Annotated in this window: 11 protein-coding genes and 1 other annotated feature; all 11 genes read left to right on the plus strand. The window is 30.3% G+C overall.

Going from position 1 to position 15,317, the window contains the following annotated elements; genetic code table 11:
- The first annotated feature begins 100 nt into the window (after window positions 1–100).
- The 11 genes from NG918_RS00785 to NG918_RS00835 all read left to right on the plus strand — a co-directional run bounded on the left by NG918_RS00785 (window position 101) and on the right by NG918_RS00835 (window position 15,304).
- A complete protein-coding gene (locus tag NG918_RS00785; protein ID WP_252211649.1) occupies window positions 101–1,228 on the plus strand; it encodes an ROK family transcriptional regulator in 1,128 nt (375 codons plus the stop codon).
- Between the two features lie 274 nt (window positions 1,229–1,502).
- Window positions 1,503–2,558 (plus strand): NAD(P)-dependent alcohol dehydrogenase, encoded by a 1,056-nt coding sequence (locus NG918_RS00790; RefSeq protein WP_252211650.1) that lies wholly within the window; start codon window positions 1,503–1,505, stop codon window positions 2,556–2,558.
- A gap of 281 nt (window positions 2,559–2,839) precedes the next feature.
- Entirely contained in the window at window positions 2,840–4,312 is a 1,473-nt protein-coding gene (gene xylB, locus NG918_RS00795) for a xylulokinase (RefSeq protein ID WP_252224001.1), read from the plus strand.
- A gap of 34 nt (window positions 4,313–4,346) precedes the next feature.
- A complete protein-coding gene (locus tag NG918_RS00800) occupies window positions 4,347–5,183 on the plus strand; it encodes a transketolase (RefSeq protein ID WP_252224003.1) in 837 nt (278 codons plus the stop codon).
- Window positions 5,171–6,115, plus strand: coding sequence for a transketolase family protein (locus tag NG918_RS00805; RefSeq protein ID WP_252224005.1), 945 nt, complete (start codon window positions 5,171–5,173; stop codon window positions 6,113–6,115). Before NG918_RS00800 ends, NG918_RS00805 begins: the two co-directional genes overlap by 13 nt.
- 840 nt (window positions 6,116–6,955) lie before the next feature.
- Complete coding sequence (locus NG918_RS00810; protein ID WP_252224009.1) at window positions 6,956–8,959, plus strand: KUP/HAK/KT family potassium transporter; 2,004 nt, start codon at window positions 6,956–6,958, stop codon at window positions 8,957–8,959.
- A 364-nt stretch (window positions 8,960–9,323) separates the two neighbouring features.
- On the plus strand, window positions 9,324–11,453 hold the full coding sequence (locus NG918_RS00815; RefSeq protein WP_252211652.1) for a xanthine dehydrogenase family protein molybdopterin-binding subunit: 2,130 nt from the start codon (window positions 9,324–9,326) through the stop codon (window positions 11,451–11,453).
- Window position 11,454: 1 nt separating this feature from the next.
- Complete coding sequence (locus NG918_RS00820; RefSeq protein ID WP_252211653.1) at window positions 11,455–11,931, plus strand: (2Fe-2S)-binding protein; 477 nt, start codon at window positions 11,455–11,457, stop codon at window positions 11,929–11,931.
- Window positions 11,925–12,743: an FAD binding domain-containing protein gene (locus NG918_RS00825; RefSeq protein WP_252211654.1), complete on the plus strand. Its 819-nt coding sequence runs from the start codon at window positions 11,925–11,927 to the stop codon at window positions 12,741–12,743. The genes NG918_RS00820 and NG918_RS00825 overlap by 7 nt, the downstream gene beginning before the upstream one ends.
- A 365-nt stretch (window positions 12,744–13,108) precedes the next feature.
- The gene (locus NG918_RS00830; RefSeq protein ID WP_252211655.1) at window positions 13,109–13,876 is read left to right on the plus strand and encodes a pseudouridine synthase; all 768 of its coding nucleotides are present in this window, start codon (window positions 13,109–13,111) and stop codon (window positions 13,874–13,876) included.
- 338 nt (window positions 13,877–14,214) lie between these two features.
- Window positions 14,215–14,464, plus strand: a binding site (T-box leader).
- 213 nt (window positions 14,465–14,677) lie between these two features.
- Entirely contained in the window at window positions 14,678–15,304 is a 627-nt protein-coding gene (locus tag NG918_RS00835) for a class I SAM-dependent methyltransferase (protein WP_252211656.1), read from the plus strand.
- The last annotated feature ends 13 nt before the right edge of the window (window positions 15,305–15,317 follow it).

Consider the following 15,317-nt stretch of genomic DNA (forward strand, 5'->3'; position numbering starts at 1 on the left):
ATGATGGTATGAAAAAAGAACATTAGTTAATATAAATTGCACTTTAAAGACATAAATGCTATACTAAAGAAACTACTTTTATAAAGTATAGAGGTGTGTGATGATTAAAAAACAAGTTAATAATATGGAAGTAAAAAAGAATAATAGAAATCGTATCTTCAGATATCTTTGTAAATGTGATAAGACTTCAAATTCTGAAATTGCTTATGAACTTAAGATGAGTTTGCCTACAGTAGCACAGAATACTAAAGAGTTAATGGAGCGTGGCTTGATTGAAGAAATAGGAGAGTTTCAGTCTACTGGAGGAAGAAGAGCAAAAGCATTTTCTGTTATTTCTGATTCTAGATTAGCAGTTGGGCTAGATATTACAAAAAATCATTTTGGGTTGTTGTTGACAAATCTTAAAGGGGAAATTTTGAAATATGATCGTTTCGATTATCAATATAGCAATGAAGAATTCTATTATTGTGAGATAGACAAAAAGATAGAAGAGTTTTTAGGAAAGAATCTTAGAGATAGGGAAACAATTCTTGGAATTGGAATTTCTTTTCCTGGGATTGTAAACTTAGAGAAAGAGATTATTTCATATTCCCATATGTTAGGGTTACAAGCATTATCATTCACAGAAGTAAGCCAATTCTTTTCTTATCCATGCTGTTTTCTTAATGATGCTAACGCAGGAGCATATGCGGAAGGGATTAATAAGGAATTTCAAAAAAGATTTTTTTATTTATCATTAAGCAACACAGTAGGAGGAGCTATTTTTAATTGTGATGAACCAATCCAAGGGGAAAATTTCCGATGTGGAGAGGTTGGACATATGACAGTTATTCCAGATGGAGTACCATGCTATTGTGGAAAATTAGGTTGTTTAGATGTATATTGCTCAGCAAAAAATCTATCTGATGTTACAGATGGTAAATTGTCACTTTTCTTTACAGCATTGGAACGAGAAGAAAAAGAAATTCTTAATATATGGGATAAGTATACCACCTATCTATCAGTAGCTATTAATAATATTCATATGGTTTTAGATTGTGATATTATTCTTGGAGGATACGTAGGAAGTTATTTAGAAAATCATATTAATGACATAAGACAGAAAGTGTTACAAAGAAATACATTTTCGGAAGATGGTATGTTTGTGAAAACGTGTAATTATAAGGTTGGTGCAGCAGCTTTTGGGGCTGCGTTGAAAGTAATAGAAGCATTTATTAAACAAGTATAATGTTAAAATGTGCTCAAAGAGAGGTCTCGTAACAGAGAACTCTTTTTTTTATATAGAATTTCTTTTCACTAAGAATAAGTTATATTGCAAAGTTGAGTTTTTATTTTTTAGAATAAATTTTAATAGTTTATTAATTGTCTGTATGTAAGGTGACATAATATAAAAAATCTGTGATTCTATATATTGACAAATATGTGTGCATATAATAAAATATAAACACATAATAAAAGTATTTTAAAAAGTATTTTTAAAAGTAAAAAAAGGGGGAAATGTTATGGAAGGAAAAATGAAAGTTGCAGTTATGACTGGAATTGGTCAGATGAAATTTGAGGAACGTGAAATTCCTAAAGCAAAAGATAATGAGGTTCTAGTAAAACTTGAATATGTAGGTATTTGTGGAAGTGACTTGCATTATTATGAAACCGGTGCTATTGGTGATTATGTGGTTAAACCACCATTTGTTCTTGGACATGAGCCAGGTGGAACTGTGATAGAGATTGGAAAGAATGTAAAGGATTTAAAGGTTGGAGATAGGGTAGCGTTGGAACCAGGAAAAACATGTGGACATTGTGAATTCTGTAAAACAGGACGATATAATCTTTGTCCAGACGTGGAATTCTTTGCTACTCCACCAATAGATGGTGTTTTTCAAGAATATGTTGCTCATGATGCTAGTCTTTGTTTTAAGTTACCTGATAATGTAAGTACAATGGAAGGTGCATTGATAGAACCTTTGGCAGTAGGATTCCATGCCGCTATGCAAGGAAATGCTAAAGCAGGACAGATAGCGGTAGTTATGGGAGCTGGATGTATAGGTTTAGTTACAATGATGGCATTAAAGGCAATGGGAGTTTCAAAGGTATATGTTGTGGATATCATGGAAAAACGTCTTCAGAAAGCATTAGAATTAGGAGCAGATGCTATTATTAATGGAAGTGAAAAGGATACTGTTGAAGAAATCATGAAACTTACTAATGGAAAAGGTTGTGATTTGGCAATTGAAACAGCAGGAACACAAACTACAACAATACAGACTATACACATGACTAAGAAAGATGCGACTATTGTACTTGTAGGTTATAGTAAGACAGGAGAAATGACATTGCCAATGAGTCTGGCATTAGATAAGGAACTGACATTTAAAACTGTATTCCGTTATCGTCATATTTATCCAATGGCAATTGACGCAGTTGCAGCTGGAAAGGTAAATTTAAAAGGAATTGTGACAAATATATTCACATTGGATGAAGCAAAAAAAGCAATGGATTATAGTGTAAATAACAAAGCTGATATTGTAAAGGCAGTTATTCGTATTTCTGAAGCAGAGTAGGAATAATATTTTATTTTTTAAGAACACCTTTGGAATGACTTTGTGAGAATTTCAGAGGTGCTTCTTGAAAAGGATTACCGTAAACTAAAAGTAAATTAATTTGTGATAATAATAGAATTATAATATAAATTAAAGAAATATAAAGTTTATATTAATTGGTAAATATGATTGTTACATTAAGATTTGGAGTGAAATTTTACAGAGAAAGACGGAAATCGGTTAAGAATAATTTAGTGAAATTATATTCTAAATCCCTGGTTTCTTATTTTTGGAGGTATTATATGTTATATATTGGAGTTGATCTTGGTACATCAGCTGTGAAATTATTATTAATGGATGAAACGGGGAAAATACATAATGTTGTTTCTAAGAAATATCCGTTGTATTTCCCACATACAGGTTGGTCAGAGCAGAATCCAGAGGATTGGTATGTACAGACTTTGGCAGGAATTAAAGAGTTAATTTTGAATTGTAAAAAGGAAGAAATTGCTGGTATCAGCTTTGGAGGGCAAATGCATGGTTTAGTTGTTTTAGATGTGCATGATAAGGTGATTCGTCCAGCAATTTTATGGAATGACGGAAGAAGTCAAACCGAGACAGAATATTTGAATAAAGTTATAGGAAAGGAGAAACTTTCTGAATATACGGCAAATATTGCATTTGCAGGATTTACTGCTCCAAAAATTCTTTGGATGAAGAAACATGAGCCAGAAAATTTTGAACGAATATCAAAAATTATGCTTCCAAAAGATTATCTAGCATATAGCCTAAGTGGTGTTCATTGTACAGATTATTCAGATGCTTCTGGAATGTTATTGCTTGATGTGAAGAATAAATGTTGGTCAAAAGAAATGATGAAAATATGTGGTGTGACAGAAAATCAGTTGCCTAAGTTATATGAGAGCTATGAAGTTGTGGGACAATTAAAGCATAATATTGCAGAAAAGTTTGGGCTTTCATCAAATGTAAAAATTATTGCAGGAGCTGGAGATAATGCAGCAGCTGCTGTTGGAACTGGAACAGTAGGTGATGGCATGTGTAATGTTTCATTAGGAACTTCAGGAACAATTTTTATTTCTAGTAAAACTTTTAGTGTGGATAATAATAATGCACTACATTCATTTGTTAATGCTGATGGGTATTATCATTTAATGGGATGTATGTTGAGTGCTGCTTCTTGTAATAAATGGTGGATGGATGAAATTCTTAATACTAAGGAATATGAAGAAGAACAGAAAAGAATTTTAAAACTTGGTGAAAATAAGGTATTTTATTTACCGTATCTGATGGGAGAGCGTTCACCGCATAATGATTCAAATGCAAGGGCAACTTTTGTTGGAATGACAATGGATACTAATAGAGAGGAAATGACACAAGCAGTATTAGAAGGTGTTGCATTTGGGTTACGAGATTCGTTAGAAGTGGCAAGAAGTCTTGGGATTAAAATTGAAAGTACAAAAATTTGTGGTGGTGGAGCAAAAAGTCCACTATGGAAAAAGATAATTGCAAATGTGCTTAATTTGACAGTTAATGTGGTCAAAAGCGAGGAAGGTCCCGGTTATGGTGGCGCTATTCTTGCAGCAGTGGGATGTGGTGAATTTTCTTCAGTAGAAGAGGCAACAGGTAAACTGGTAAAGATAGTTGATACTGTAAGACCTGAACCAACATTAGTAAAAAAATATGATGAACGTTATCAGAAATTCCGTCAGATTTATCCTGCAATGAAAGAACTGTTTCAGTCATTGGCAGAATAGGATATAAGAGCTAATAAAAGAAAGGAGAAAATTTATGAATAAGCTTGAACTTCAGAAAACTGCTGTTGAAGTCCGCAAAGGAATTGTATCTTCAGTACACAGTGCAAAAGCTGGACATCCAGGTGGATCTCTTTCAGCAGCAGATATTTTTACTTATTTATATTTTGAAGAAATGAATATTGATCCACAAAAACCAAAATATGAAAATAGAGATCGTTTTGTATTATCGAAAGGCCATACAGCACCAGCACTCTATGCGACTTTAGCACTGAGAGGATATTTTCCAGTAGAAGATCTTTTGACTTTGCGTCATATTGGTTCTTATTTACAAGGACATCCAGATATGAAACACATACCAGGAGTGGATATGTCTTCTGGTTCATTAGGACAAGGACTTTCAGCTACAGTTGGAATGGCATTAGCGGGCAAGATGAAAAAGAAAGATTACCGTGTTTATTGTTTGTGTGGAGATGGTGAAATTCAAGAAGGACAGATTTGGGAAGCAGCAATGTTTGCAGGATATCGAAAACTGGATAATTTATGTGTTATTGTAGATAATAATGGGCTTCAAATTGATGGTACAGTAGAAGAGATTTGTTCTCCATACCCAATCGATCAAAAGTTTGAAGCATTTAATTTTCATGTAATTAATATTAACGGTAATGATTTTAATGAAATTAAAAAGGCATTTGATGAAGCAAAAGAAACTAAAGGAAAACCAACTGCAATTATTGCTCATACTGTAAAAGGCTGTGGAATATCTTTTATGGAAAATAATGTAGGATGGCATGGAAAAGCACCAAATGATGAAGAATATAAAATGGCAATGAAAGAACTAAAAAAGGTGGGTGAAGCATTGTGGCAGAAGTAAGGAAAATAGCAACAAGAGAAAGTTATGCAAATTCTCTTGTTGAACTTGGAAAAGAACATGATGACTTAGTTGTTTTAGATGCAGATTTGGCAGCAGCGACAAAGACTTGTGTTTTTAAGAAGGCTTTTCCACAAAGACATATTGACTGTGGAATTGCAGAGGCAAATATGGCAGGAATTGCAGCTGGAATGTCTACTTGTGGATATGTTCCTTTTATTAGTACATTTGCAATGTTTGCAGCTGGACGTTCTTATGAACAGGTGCGTAACTCTATTTGTTATCCACATCTAAATGTTAAAATTGGAGCAACACATGCAGGTATTTCTGTTGGAGAAGATGGAGCAACCCACCAGTGTAATGAAGATCTAGCATTGATGCGTGTGATTCCTAATATGACAGTTATCAGTCCTTCCGATGATATAGAAGCAAGAGCGGCAGTAAAAGCAGCATACGAACTTGATGGACCTGTTTATTTAAGATTTGGACGGCTTGCTACACCTATAATTAATGATCGTGTAGATTATCAATTTGAAATTGGGAAAGGTATTATTTTAAGAGATGGAAAAGATCTTACAATAATTGCTACAGGACTTTGTGTAGTCGAGGCATTAGAAGCAGCTAACAAATTAGAAGCAAATGGAATTGATGCAAGAGTTATTAATATTCATACAATTAAACCAATTGATGTAGATTTAATTGTAAAAGCAGCAGAAGAAACAGGAAAGATTGTTACTGTAGAGGAACATTCAGTAATTGGTGGACTTGGTGGGGCAGTTGCAGAAGTGTTAGTTGAAAAATGCCCGATAAAAATGCTTAGGATTGGTATAAATGATGTATTTGGTGAATCGGGTCCGGCAGAGTTATTGATTAAAAAATATGGATTAGATGCACATGGAATATATGAAAAAATAGAGAAATTTGTAGAAGAATAAAGAAGATTAGTTTTTAAATTTTTTTATAAATCTGATAATTTTTTCATAAAATCAAAACTAGTAAATTATCCGATAGGTATGGAATTTAACCTGTATAGATAGAAATAGGACAGTAGTTGACAGTAGATAATTTTGAGTAAAAAACAAAATTATCTACTGTCTCTGTTCATATTAAGATATTTAAGAATTTGCTACCATAAATTATAAGTTCGTAGCAATGCTTATATTTTTTCATTCCTTTCACATTCCATGTAAATATCACTATAGAACTCTCTTTTAATTTAAAATATAATTTAATTTTCTCATTAAGTAATTAATTTTTAATGAGCCATATCTATCTTTGCTTTTATCATATATTTGTCTAATAATTTGCTTAAATATTTTATTTACTTTTTCCTATCAACTAAAAATTTATAGTTAATTTTACAATATTATATTAGCTGTATAGATTTTTTAACACCATTTCTGAATTATATAATAAATCTATAATCATATCTTCCGGTTATCATGTATATCTCTTATCATTATTCATATTATGTATACTTCTTTAACTGATATTATTTTACTTAGTTCGACTTGAATTATCATTAAATTTGTATTAACACCAGCTAATATATAATATGACTTTATTAATGTCAAAAAATAGATTGACTTATTTTTTTACCGTTTTATAATAAATATTATTTCAATAATAAACAAATACTAAATGTGTTGAATTAATAATATACACTTGCAATGTAAAAAAAGTTTAAAGAATAATTTAAAAAAATTAATTCAAATATATAAGCGTAATTAGAATTTATATATTACTATTTTAAATGTAGAAAAGGAAGATTAAACATGCGATCAATTATAAAACAAAACAATATTTCTAAATTGACCTTAGGAGGGATTTTAGTAACATTAGGTGTGGTGTATGGAGATATCGGAACTTCACCACTTTATGTAATGAAATCAGTCCTAAATGGTAATGGTGGCTTAGAAAATGTATCTGAAAATTTTATTCTTGGAACTTTATCTTTGGTTTTTTGGACAATTACTATTTTAACAACAATAAAATATGTCCTTATCACTTTAAAAGCAGATAATAAGGGTGAAGGTGGTATTTTTTCTCTTTTCACCTTAGTTCGTAATCGTGCAAAGTGGCTTATTATTCCTGCTATGATTGGTGGATCTGCACTTTTAGCTGATGGAATGTTGACACCCGCTGTGACTGTAACTTCAGCAGTTGAAGGGTTAAAGTTAATTCCAGAATTTAATACAGTTTTTGGTAGTCATCAAAATAGTATTATTACAATTGTAATAGTAATTATAAGTATTCTCTTTTTTATTCAACATTTTGGTACTGATTTAATTGGGAAAATGTTTGGTCCAATTATGCTTATTTGGTTTTGTAGTTTAGCATTCTTTGGAATTATTAATATTTCTCATGATTGGACATTATTACGTGCACTATCTCCGCACTACGGAATTAGCATTCTTTTTAGTAGTGAAAATAAATTGGGATTCTTTATACTTGGTAGTATATTTTTATCATCAACAGGTGCTGAGGCTCTTTATTCAGATCTTGGACACGTTGGTAAAAATAACATTTATGGAACTTGGCCTTTTGTAAAAATATGTTTATTATTAAATTATTTTGGTCAAGGGGCTTGGATATTGGCAGTGAAGAACAATCCTAACTTTATTAATTCGGAAGACTTAAACCCGTTTTTTCAAATGATTCCAAATAGTCTTCTGGTATTTGGTATAATAATTTCAACTTTAGCTGCAATTATTGCTTCTCAGGCATTAATTTCAGGGTCTTTTACACTTGTATCTGAAGCTATTAAATTGAACTTATTTCCTAAATTACATACTATGTATCCATCTAGTTCTAAGGGCCAACTCTATATACCAGCGGTTAATAGACTTTTATGGATTGTTTGTATTGGAATTGTGCTTTACTTTAAAAATTCCGAACATATGGAAGCAGCCTATGGATTATCAATTACAGTTACTATGTTAATGACAACTATTCTGTTATTTAACTATTTATTAAAGCAAAAGATTCCATTTATTATTGCTCTAGTTATGCTTATTTTCTTTGCTAGCTTTGAATTTTCTTTCTTTATTGCAAATGTTGCTAAATTTATGCATGGAGGATTTATAGCTGTTTTAATTGCCTGTGCAATATTATATGTTATGTATATTTGGATAAAAGGCTACAATATTAAAATGGAATTAGCAGATAATGTTCAAACTGAAGATTATATAAATCAATTAAATAGATTATGTCAAGATCCTGACCGTCCTAAATATACAACTAACCTTGTATGTTTAACTTCTACTCATGATCCTAAACAAATTGAAAGATCAATAATGTACTCAATCTTTGATAAAAGACCTAAGAAAGCAGATGTTTACTGGTTTGTTCATATTTCTGTTACTGATGAACCATATCAATCAGAGTATAGTGTAGATACTTTTGGAACATCTAATATTGTAAGAGTTCGACTAAAACTTGGTTTCAGAGTAGAGCAAAAATTAAATGTTTTTTTGCGTCAAATTTCAACTGAATTAGTTGAGAGTGGAGAAATAAAACTTCAATCTAGAACGTATACTATAATTCCTAATCGAAAAGTTGGAGATTTCCGTTTTATTTTAACTCAAGAAGAACTTTCATATGAATCAGGATTAGGTTTTTGGGATTCATTTATACTTAGGTCTAAATTATTTATAAAAAGATTTACCGTTTCACCAGAAAAATGGTTTGGGCTTGATACTAGTGATGTTTATATTGAAAAAATCCCACTATTTTTAGGACACACTGAGGGTACGATTTTAAAAAGAACTTCAAAATAATTTCGTTTGAATTTTATTCATTTTCTAGATTTATGTCATTGACCAATAATACTGGTAGCCAAAACTAAGTGCCTAAATCCTTATTTTGGGTGAAAATAATATAATAATAAAACATTAAAATGATATAAAAATAAATATATACATAAATACAAAAAAAAGGATAGTAAAACTAATTTACTATCCTTTTTGTATATTGATAAAATTTTAAATAGACTAGATAATTATATTAAAAATTATATTATGTTATTTATGAAATATCACCAAGTTCTTTTTAAGAAGAATTTGATGATATTTTTTTATTGCAATATAATTAACATATATTAACAAATATGTTGGGGCATTAAAGGGTAAAGGAGAGGTAGATATGAAGAAGATTAGTAAATCAGTGGTTAAAAGAGACCATAGTTCAAAAATTTCAGGAAAAGCTATCTACGTAGGAGATTATGAAGAAGATGATATTTTAATAGGTAAAATGCTAAGGTCAACAAAGGCAAAAGCAAAAATTATTGATGTTAAGGTTCCTAAATTATTAGATGGATATTACTATGTGGATAAAACAGATGTACCTGGGGATAACAAGGTTAACATAGTTAAAGACGATACACCTGTTTATGCAACAGACACAGTAGAATATATCGGAGAGCCTATAGGGATGGTTTGTGGTCCTAATGAAGAAATTATAAATAAAATATTATCTGAAATTGAAGTTATATATGAAGAATTAGAACCTGTTATTAATATAAGAGACTTTGATACAGTTTTTTTTGATTATAGATTTGGAAAAGGAGATGTTGAAAAGGCATTTTCAGAGGCAGATAAAATATATGAAGAAGAGTTCGAAACAGGTTATCAAGATCAAACTTATTTAGAAACTCAAGGACTCATGGCTGAAATTCTAGAAGATGAAAAGGTTTACGTACATGGATCTATGCAATGTCCATATTATGTTAAAGGTGCAGTTATGAGAGCTATGAATCTTGGTCCAGATAAAGTTAGAATAGCGCAAGATGCTACAGGTGGTGGATTTGGAGGAAAAGAAGCATTCCCATCTATATTAGCATGTCAAGTTGCTGTAGCTGCAAAAAAAGCTGGAAAAAAAGTTCGCTGTATCTTTGATAGAAGAGAAGACTTGGAGTTTACATCAAAGCGACATCCTTCATTAAATACTTATAAAGTAGCTGTGAAAAATGGAAGGGTTACAGCTATGGATATAGATGTAAAATTCAACGGAGGAGCTTATACAACTTTATCAGCGGTTGTTCTTCAAAGGGGAATTATATGCGCAAATGGCATTTATGATATTACAAATCTTAAAGTACGTGGAAGAGCTGTAAAAACTAATACAACTCCTAGTGGAGCATATAGGGGATTTGGAGCACCACAAACATTTTTCTCTGCTGAAGTCATGATGAATCATATTGCAAAGGATTTAGGAAAAGATTCTTTAGAATTTAAGGAAATGCATTTAGTAAAACAAGGAGATAGTACTTCAACTTCTGGTAAGTATCATTTTCCAGTACCAATTCCAAATATGATTGAACGCATCGATAAAGCTTGCGACTTTAGAAGAAAACATAAAGAATATTCTAATGATCAAAATGGAAGATATAGAAAAGGAATAGGAATATCTATGTATTTTCATGGAGCTGGTTTTACAGGTTCAGGTGAAAGGGACATTATTAAGGCAGTAGCTAAATTACACAAATACCCTGATGGAAGAGTTCAAGTACTTGCTTCAAATACAGATATAGGACAAGGACTTCGTACAACTTTTCCTAAGATAGTGGCAAAGGAGCTAAATTTACCTTTAGAAAATGTATTTTATGAATATCCAGATACGGATGTAGTACCAGATTCAGGTCCTACAGTTGCTTCACGTAGTTTAATGACTGTTGGGGAACTTTTACGTCGTGCAGCTATAAAACTTCGTGATCAATGGATAGAAGGAGAAGATCAAATTATAGAAGAGCATTATAAAGAACCAGATTTTATGATTCCATTTTATATTGATAAATTCCAAGGTGATGCTTATCCAACTTATTCTTGGGCAGTTAATGCAATAGAAGTTGAAGTTGATACTTACACAGGTCTTGCAAAGATACTAGGAGCATATGGATGCTTTGATATAGGAACGCCTATGGATTACAACATTGCTGTTGGTCAAATGGAGGGTGGATTCTTACAAGGTATAGGATATGCTTCAACAGAATATATGGTGGCAGATGCTAAGGGGCGTATCAGAAACAACTCTTTCTCAGATTATATTATACCAACAGCAGTTGATGTACCTAATCTTAAAGTAGATATGTATGTAGATGAAAAATATCCTTATGGACCTTATGGAGCTAAGGGTGCAGGAGAGTTACCTTTAGTTGGAGCACCAGGGGCTTATGCTGAAGCTATTGAACAGGCACTTGGACATGGAGCAAAGGTTAATCATGCACCATTTACAGCAGAAGATACAATAAAAGTTTTAATGGAGGAGGGAGAGTAAGATGAGTAATAATATAACATTTAAGCTAAATGGTAAAGAGGTAATATATGATGGAAAAGCTACTGATAGATTATTAGATGTGCTTCGTGATTATTATCATTTAAAAGGTGTAAAATGTGGTTGTAAAGAAGGTGAATGTGGAGCATGTTCTATTCTTATGGATGGTGAATTAATTAATTCTTGTATGGTAGCAATGGGAAGATGTGAAGGAAGTGAAATTGTTACTATAGAGGGGTTTAGAGAAACAGAACGTTTTAAAGTAATAGATAAAGCTTATGCTGATGTGTCAGCAGTGCAATGTGGATATTGTATTCCAGGAATGGTACTAGCTACAGAAGCTATATTATCTAAGAATCCAAATCCTACATTAGAACAAATTAGAGAAGGAATTTCTGGAAATTTATGTCGTTGCACAGGATATAATGCTATTGTAAAGGCAATTAAAATTTCAGCAGAGGAGGGAAAGGGATTATGGTAAATGGTTTTATGCCTAAATCTTTAAAGGAAGCTTTAGATATTCGTTCAAATTATGATGTTGTTCCATATGGTGGGGGAACAGATTTAATGATTGAAGGACAAAAAGATGTTAACTATTTGTTTTTAAATAAAGTTCCTGAAATGAAATGTATTGTTGAAGATGAAGAGTATATCAGAATAGGAGGATCATGTACTTTTACTGAGGTATTAGAATCTGATATTGTTCCTGAAATTATGAAACAAGCTGTTTCAAGAATTGCTGCACCTGCTATAAGAAATTCTGGAACCATGGCAGGTAATATAGGAAATGGTTCAGCAAAGGCAGATTCTGTATTGATTGAATATGTTACAGATGCAAAAATAGTATTATCATCTGCTTCAAATACTAGAATAGTTAATATTGATGATTTCTATAAAGGAAGAAAAGAGCTAGATTTAGGAAAAGATGAATTGATAGTAGAAATTTTATTGCCTAAAACTGGTTTAGAGAATTATTACTATAAGAAAATAGGAGCTAGAAATGCATTAGCGATATCTCGTGTTTCATTTGCTGGGATAATAAAAATTGATGATGAAATAATAAAAGATATTGCAATTGCTTTTGGAGCAGTGTCAGGTACAGTATTAAGATTTAAAGAATTAGAAAAAATGATGATAGGTAAAACATTAGTGGAGGCAAGTAAAATAAAAGAAGATTTCATTGATGCATATAAACAAAAAATTATACCTACAAAGGGTAGAGTTTCAGCCGATTATAGAAAAAGGGTATGTATTAATTTAATAAAGGATTTTTTAAATGAGAAAGGTATATAAGAGTTAAGTTAGAGCAATAGAAAATTGTAATATTAGCATTTATTAATTATAAGATAAGAATAATATTTAATATATTTTTAGGATATATTTTATAAGAGAGCGAGAAAGTATATATTTACTTTAATCGCTCTCTTTTATTATGATATACTTGGATTTTTAATTTAGTAATAAAAATATATAAAGAAACTTAAGGTTAATTTTAAGAGAGTTTAGGATTAAATACATAAAAATTTAAGTGAAACTTTTTTTAGTAAAATATCAATGGTATTATATTAATATATTTAAATAAAAATTATTTAGCTAAATTATATAATAATTATTTTAAGAGATACGAAAATTTACAAAGGAAGCGAAATTATAAACGTATGAGATTAGATAAATTTTTGGCAGAATCAGCTGTTGGTAGAAGAAAAACTGTTAGAACTTATATTAAAGATGGAATGGTAAAGGTTAATGGTGAAATTATAACTGAACCTTCAATAGATATTAGTGAAAAATTTGATGATGTAGAATACCTTGGAAAAAAAGTTATTCATACTGGTAAGGTATATTATATGTTTAATAAACCATCAGGATGCATTACTGCAACAAAAGATAATATTCATAGAACAGTATTTGATTATTTTAACAATCAAAATATGAGTGGAGTATTCCATGTTGGGAGATTGGATAAAGATACTGAAGGATTATTGTTGCTTACTAATGATGGTGAATTTGAGCATAAAGTAATGTATCCAGAAAAACATGTTGAAAAAACTTATTTCTTTTGGGCATTAGGTTCTTTAGATGATGAAGATAAAAAGCAATTAGAAGAAGGTCTTTTTATTGGAAATAATGAAGTATTAACAAAGCCTGCAAAAATAGATGTACATAAATCAGGATCATATATAGAATTTAAAGAAGAAATTCCTATTAATAATTTAGAGAATAAAGATCATCAGCCTGTTGTTTCAGGGTATCTTACTATTTCAGAGGGGCAAAAACATCAGGTTAAACGAATGTTAAAGGCAGTAGGTTGTTATGTAATATATTTGAAAAGAATATCTATTGGTGAATTAAAGTTAGATGAATATTTAAAAATGGGTGATTATAGGGATTTAACAAAGAAAGAAATTGAAAGCATATTTGAATAAAGATATGTAGAAAACTTTATAAATAGAGATAACGAAAAGGTACCATATTTCCTATATAAGAGGAACTATGGTACCTTTGATTATTTTGTAATTAAGGATATTATGAAGCTAAGAACAACAATATATGAGATATTTAAGAAAATTATTAACTACGTTTTTGGAAAAGAAATAACTAAAGATTTGGTTATTAATAATTATATCTAAATATCACCTATACCTATATTTTTAATTTATATTAAAAAATATATTGACAAATTAAAATAATAGGGATATATTATTTATTATAAAGCAGAGTAATCCTATAAGAATAATATGTTTTATAATAAAATATTATATTGTTATATGTTAAGAAAAGAAATAGTATCATGAGGGAAACTTTCAGAGAATGGTCTTCTAGGCTGAAAAAGACTTTAGTTATAACTTATGAGAATGCATCTTTGAGCACTGTCCCGAAAAAATACGTTTTTAGTAGGAGTCAGCGTGTACGCACGTTATAGCGTTGAGGTATGTTTGTACCAAAATAAGATATTATATTTTTTGTATATAATAATTAGAGTGGAACCGCGGAATAAAAATTCTGCCTCTAAATGAGGTAGGGTTTTTTTTGTTTATATAAAAATATAAAACTGTATAATACGTATTTAATATATAAGTTTATTAAGTAATTCTAGAATTAAAATGAAATTTTTTAAAGTAGTAGTAATATTTATCTAAATCTCAGAGAATTTACACAAACAATATAGTATAAGAATTTAAAAATATTTAAGAATGAAGAGTTATAAAATAGGGGGAAGATTAATTATGAAGTCATTAAATTACTTTGATTCTATAGCAGATAGCTGGAATGTAATAAGAAGTGAATATTTTGAGGAAAAATTAAAATATAAAGTTTTATCTAAAGCATCAATAGAAAATAAGATTGCAGCAGACTTAGGATGTGGTACTGGTTTTATATCTTTAGCTTTATCAGAAAAAGCAAATTTAATATTTTCTCTAGATCAATCTAATAACATGTTGAAGGAATTAAAAAAAGAAGTTTCTAAAAGAGATATAACAAATATATATCCAATTAAGTCTGATATGGAAAATATTGTATTGTTTGATGAGTCAGTAGATGTTGTATTTATAAATATGGCATTACATCATGTAGCTAATATAGAAAAAGCTATATCAGAAATTTATAGAGTATTAAAAAAAGGTGGAAGTATAGTAATTTCTGATGTTACAGAACATGATGGAGAATGGGCAAAAGAGGAAATGTACGATGAATGGTTAGGATTTTCAAATGATCAAATAACTAATTGGTTAAATAAATATAATTTTAAAAATGTAGAAATAGAAAATACGGATTTATATTGCAAAGGGTATTCAAGTAAAGGCGAATATACAGAAACAAAAATATTTATAGCAAGTGCTAAAAAATTATAAGAGGGGAGAAAAA

Source organism: Clostridium sp. ZBS2 (genome assembly GCF_023845855.1).
GTDB lineage: Bacteria > Bacillota > Clostridia > Clostridiales > Clostridiaceae > Clostridium > Clostridium aquiflavi.

Excerpts from the sequence above, each read along its gene's own strand:
- NG918_RS00785 (WP_252211649.1), top strand. The coding sequence starts at position 101 with ATGATTAAAAAACAAGTTAATAATATGGAAGTAAAAAAGAATAATAGA.
- NG918_RS00790 (WP_252211650.1), top strand. The coding sequence starts at position 1,503 with ATGGAAGGAAAAATGAAAGTTGCAGTTATGACTGGAATTGGTCAGATG.
- xylB (WP_252224001.1), top strand. The coding sequence starts at position 2,840 with ATGTTATATATTGGAGTTGATCTTGGTACATCAGCTGTGAAATTATTA.
- NG918_RS00800 (WP_252224003.1), top strand. The coding sequence starts at position 4,347 with ATGAATAAGCTTGAACTTCAGAAAACTGCTGTTGAAGTCCGCAAAGGA.
- NG918_RS00810 (WP_252224009.1), top strand. The coding sequence starts at position 6,956 with ATGCGATCAATTATAAAACAAAACAATATTTCTAAATTGACCTTAGGA.
- NG918_RS00815 (WP_252211652.1), top strand. The coding sequence starts at position 9,324 with ATGAAGAAGATTAGTAAATCAGTGGTTAAAAGAGACCATAGTTCAAAA.
- NG918_RS00820 (WP_252211653.1), top strand. The coding sequence starts at position 11,455 with ATGAGTAATAATATAACATTTAAGCTAAATGGTAAAGAGGTAATATAT.
- NG918_RS00825 (WP_252211654.1), top strand. The coding sequence starts at position 11,925 with ATGGTAAATGGTTTTATGCCTAAATCTTTAAAGGAAGCTTTAGATATT.
- NG918_RS00830 (WP_252211655.1), top strand. The coding sequence starts at position 13,109 with ATGAGATTAGATAAATTTTTGGCAGAATCAGCTGTTGGTAGAAGAAAA.
- NG918_RS00835 (WP_252211656.1), top strand. The coding sequence starts at position 14,678 with ATGAAGTCATTAAATTACTTTGATTCTATAGCAGATAGCTGGAATGTA.